This is a genomic window from Bacillus sp. AFS018417 (assembly GCF_002560985.1).
In the GTDB taxonomy this organism is placed as follows: Bacteria; Bacillota; Bacilli; order Bacillales; family Bacillaceae_G; genus Bacillus_A; species Bacillus_A rhizoplanae.
Map to the genome: position 1 here is coordinate 1 of NZ_NTTM01000021.1, position 3973 is coordinate 3973.

At 36.3% G+C, this 3973-nt stretch carries 5 protein-coding genes and 1 pseudogene; 4 read left to right on the top strand and 2 right to left on the bottom strand.

The genetic code is table 11. The features are described from left to right. Nucleotides 1-178, top strand: a pseudogene (locus CN326_RS09765) (IS6 family transposase); the annotation flags it as partial. Nucleotides 179-282: 104 nt separating this feature from the next. Here CN326_RS09765 and CN326_RS09770 read toward each other — a convergent pair. After that, nucleotides 283-597: a DUF3895 domain-containing protein gene (locus CN326_RS09770; protein ID WP_098308718.1), complete on the bottom strand. Its 315-nt coding sequence runs from the start codon at nt 595-597 to the stop codon at nt 283-285. Between the two features lie 343 nt (nt 598-940). Between CN326_RS09770 and CN326_RS09775 the strand changes: the two genes are divergently transcribed. After that, nucleotides 941-1747 (top strand): hypothetical protein, encoded by an 807-nt coding sequence (locus CN326_RS09775; RefSeq protein ID WP_098308720.1) that lies wholly within the window; start codon nt 941-943, stop codon nt 1745-1747. Further along, complete coding sequence (locus CN326_RS09780) at nt 1734-2318, top strand: hypothetical protein (RefSeq protein ID WP_098308722.1); 585 nt, start codon at nt 1734-1736, stop codon at nt 2316-2318. Before CN326_RS09775 ends, CN326_RS09780 begins: the two co-directional genes overlap by 14 nt. Nucleotides 2319-2691: 373 nt before the next feature. On the opposite strand, the gene CN326_RS09785 is transcribed toward CN326_RS09780, so the two are convergent. Beyond that, entirely contained in the window at nt 2692-2964 is a 273-nt protein-coding gene (locus CN326_RS09785) for an HU family DNA-binding protein (protein ID WP_098308724.1), read from the bottom strand. A gap of 356 nt (nt 2965-3320) precedes the next feature. On the opposite strand from CN326_RS09785, the gene CN326_RS09790 reads away from it, so the two are divergent. Continuing rightward, nucleotides 3321-3973, top strand: a 653-nt coding sequence (locus tag CN326_RS09790) for an IS6 family transposase (protein ID WP_098308726.1), incomplete at its 3' end; no start/stop codon positions are given.

The window sequence follows — 3973 nt, forward strand, 5'->3', positions numbered from 1 at the left end:
TTTTATTAAGAAACGTGTGCATTCTATGTTGGGATTCAAGTCATTTAAAACAGCAATCTCTATATTGAGTAGTGTTGAATCCATGCATATGATGAAAAAGGGGCAACTTGTTTTACCGGACAAGTCTGTCCAAAACCAGAAAGAATTTATTCATAAATTGTTTGGACTTATAGCATAAAATACGATTTCGTTAGGAATCTACTATTATTCGTGTCCTTCTTCAAATATTTGCACCAGAACCGTTTTTTCTTATACAATTCTATGATAAACCCTTTAAAAGCATTATGAAACATCTTCTATTATTTTATATACTCTATCTCTTTTTTCATCATTTTTGATAAATGTAAGTTTTCCTTTCGTAACAAACCCTTCTAGAATTAAGCATACTTCTCCATATGCTTTAGGCTTATCGGTTGTGAATCTTTCATCTGGTATTTTACCAGATCTTATTAATTGTTCACATAACTCCAATGCGCTTATTTCTTCAGAATTAAGCAATTCCAAGACGTCTTTCTGCAGTGGAGATAAAGGTACTTCTATCTCGGTCGCCTCCACTACATTCTCATCAAATAAATCTTCAAATGAAATTTGATTCATCTCATCTATTCCTTTCTAACAATGACTTTGCAAAGATTAATTTCCATACTATTAAGCTTCTAGTAGCATGTTTTGATTATACCAAATATACGTTCTGGTATCTATTGAAGAGTTCATTATAAAAGGATGTACAGCGCTGTAAAATGTTGATTGATACGCATATTAAAACGTTGATATAATAAGGTTTATCACCTGTATGTAGATGGGGTTTTATCTAAACAATACGGAGTACTTAACTACTTTAAGTTGATGGTGAGGGGACAACTCCAGCGTAAGATTGATGCAAGTAAACAGCCTTAATTTTCATTTATAACAACACATTACTCCTAAAAGGAGGTTTTTCATGTTACAGGCAGAGATTAATGCAAAGTTCTCTAGTACCAGTGAGGATCTACTTACCTCCTCGGTAATCGGCTCTTTACAGTTTCTATCCTCCCCTGCTTTTCTTATAGCTATTTTACAAAAAGCTATGAACACAGAGGGACAGCATCCTCAGCTTAATGAGGAGTTTCAGGATGCTCGATTCTATTTCTGGCCGCGGCTTCCGTTAAGTGAACCAGATGTCATTGTATTATTAAAGACAGCTGCCGAAACCATGTATGTCGTCTGTATAGAAGCTAAGTATTTCTCTAAGAAATCCAGCGAGGAAGATAAGACTGTAGCCATTGAGGAAAGAACTGTACAACAACGTGACCAATTGTCTAGAGAATATGAAGACATACATACACAAGAGTTTTACAAGACGTTTTCTATTAATCCTTCTGAAATAACTGGAACCATCTTACTCTACCTAACTAATGATACAGCCCTTCCAGTTGAAGAATTAAAACAAAGTTCCTCCAGCATTCAAATATCTAACGCTGGCCAAAAACATCATTTATACTGGTTGCCGTGGAAAGAATTTTATAGCGCAATCCATCAGAATTCTTCCACTATGATCAACCAAGATAGAAGGATACTGGACATTTTAAGACAATATCTAGAAAAGAAGGGGCTTGTTTGTTTTACACAGCCAACTCCTCTTCAATCGGTAACATTAAGCACCTGGGCATATGTTCCCCACTCTAACAACGCACTTGATTGGAGTTCCTTACAAACACATGAACCATTATTCTGGAAATATGGAGGAGATGTACATGAATGCAAATGAGATTTTAATGATGTCTATTCAGAATGTAAGAGAGATGTATTCTAATAGTATATTAATCCTACGGGATGTTGACACACAACTATCAGAGCATAATTTGATGCCTTTGTTTGGAAACACCCTTGGCCCCGAAACCAGCAAAAGTATAACCCAAACGACGGAACAGTTTAACACTTTCTTTCCCCAGTTCATGTGCAGAGTGTATGTTAAGGCTGCAGAGCAACACCTTAAAGTTGTGTTTGTAAACGTACAGTTTTATCATCCTAATCATCCGACTTTAGGACCTACTGTAAACGTAGGTGTATTCACTTTACCCGAACCTTACACATCTATAGAGTTAAAGAAAACGCTTTACTATTGGTGGTTAAAGTACGCAATTTTTGAGACTAACACATCTGAACAAATAGATGTGACTGGAAACCACATAGAAACAAAGCCATGGATAGAGAATGGAGATACTACAGTATGTCACTTTTGGTCCTATGAATTGGTGCACTTTCAACATCATGGTGACATTCAAAGCAAGATTGTACAGGGTATCCTGCAATACTTTTCAACAACTAGGGACAATTAGGTTGGTTCGTATAATCATTTTGTCGGCCATGCCCCATCGCCACCAAGGTAAGATAAAATCATATTTCAAAAATGAAAAAAGTGTAGCTTTAAAATTAAGTTTAATCATAAACATTCGTTTTTTGGTTCTGGTGCAAAAACTACTTGATAGAACATTTATATATTTGTTTGATAGTTTTATTGTTTTTTAATTTTCCTATGTGAAATACCTGTTGTTTACATAACACTGATTTTCGGCAATCAAAAATCTCTAGATTTAATAGAATATAAGGATGTTTTAACGTTATATAGCTGTAAAGGTAGCAACTAACGACTTCAAATAAAAAAGCACCAGGGAAGCAAAGAGACTTCCTTGGTGCTTTTTTATTGGTCACTTATTTTACAGCTTCTTTTAGTTCTTTACCTGGTTTGAAAGCAGGAGCTTTAGAAGCAGGGATCTGTATTTCCTCGCCTGTTTGTGGATTACGGCCGGTTCGGGCTGCACGTTCACGCACTTCAAACGTTCCAAACCCGATTAACTGGATTTTCTCTTCCTTAGTAAGCGTATTAGAGATGGTTTCAAACAACGCATCCACAGCTTTTGCGGCATCCTTTTTACTTAACTCGGCTTTCTCAGCTACAGCATTCACTAATTCTGTCTTATTCATATTCAAGCACCTCGTCCTTTTAATTTTAAATAGTATGTAGAGATGATAGCATAACACATCCATTAGAAGGTTTTCCAATTTGACAGATTGATATACACTTATTCTAAAAGAAACAGAACCCTTGTTTTTGCAATGAGTAAGTGACTTTTGCGAGGAAAGGAATTGAATAAAATCGCCTCTTTGGAAATACAAAACGCCTTATACACGAATATAAGACGCTTAAAATCCATTTTGATGTTTAAATCACCATAACCGCAGATTATCGGAAATCATAAAGAAAAACGGTTCTGGTGCAAAAAATCTCTTAAACTTGGACATACTGATACTATCAATCTAGAAAAGGGATGGTGTTCAGTGTGAATAAGCAAAATTCGTTCAAATGGAAGCACTATCAGCCTGATATTATTTTGCTAACAGTAAGATGGTACCTACGGTACAATCTAAGTTTTCGTGATTTAGTGGAAATGATGGAGGAGCGAGGTCTGTCCATTGCTCACACTACCATCATGCGATGGGTACATCAATATAGCCCTGAGTTAGACAAACGAGTTCGACGCTATTTAAAGAAAACCAATGATTCTTGGAGAGTCGATGAGACATATGTAAAAGTCAAAGGGAAATGGATGTACCTGTATCGTGCCGTGGATTCTGAAGGAAATACCATCGATTTTTATCTGAGCAAGAATAGAAATGCTAAATCAGCCAAGCGCTTCTTGAAGAAAGCCTTGGCTTCCTGTCATTCCGTAACACCTCGAGTGATTACAGTCGATAAGAACCCAGCATATCCTGTTGCTATCAAAGCATTACATGAAGAAAAAAGCATGCCGATAGGTGTGAAGTTGAGGAAAATTCGGTATTTAAATAACATTGTGGAACAGGATCACCGCTTTATCAAGAAACGCATACGTACTATGTTAAGTTTAAAGTCCTTTCGGACTGCCAAATGGATTCTTGCTGGGATTGAAGCCATGCATATGATGAAAAAAGGACAAACCTCTCAAGAGAAGTC

Excerpts from the sequence above, each read along its gene's own strand:
- CN326_RS09770 (WP_098308718.1), bottom strand. The coding sequence starts at position 597 with ATGAATCAAATTTCATTTGAAGATTTATTTGATGAGAATGTAGTGGAG.
- CN326_RS09775 (WP_098308720.1), top strand. The coding sequence starts at position 941 with ATGTTACAGGCAGAGATTAATGCAAAGTTCTCTAGTACCAGTGAGGAT.
- CN326_RS09780 (WP_098308722.1), top strand. The coding sequence starts at position 1,734 with ATGAATGCAAATGAGATTTTAATGATGTCTATTCAGAATGTAAGAGAG.
- CN326_RS09785 (WP_098308724.1), bottom strand. The coding sequence starts at position 2,964 with ATGAATAAGACAGAATTAGTGAATGCTGTAGCTGAGAAAGCCGAGTTA.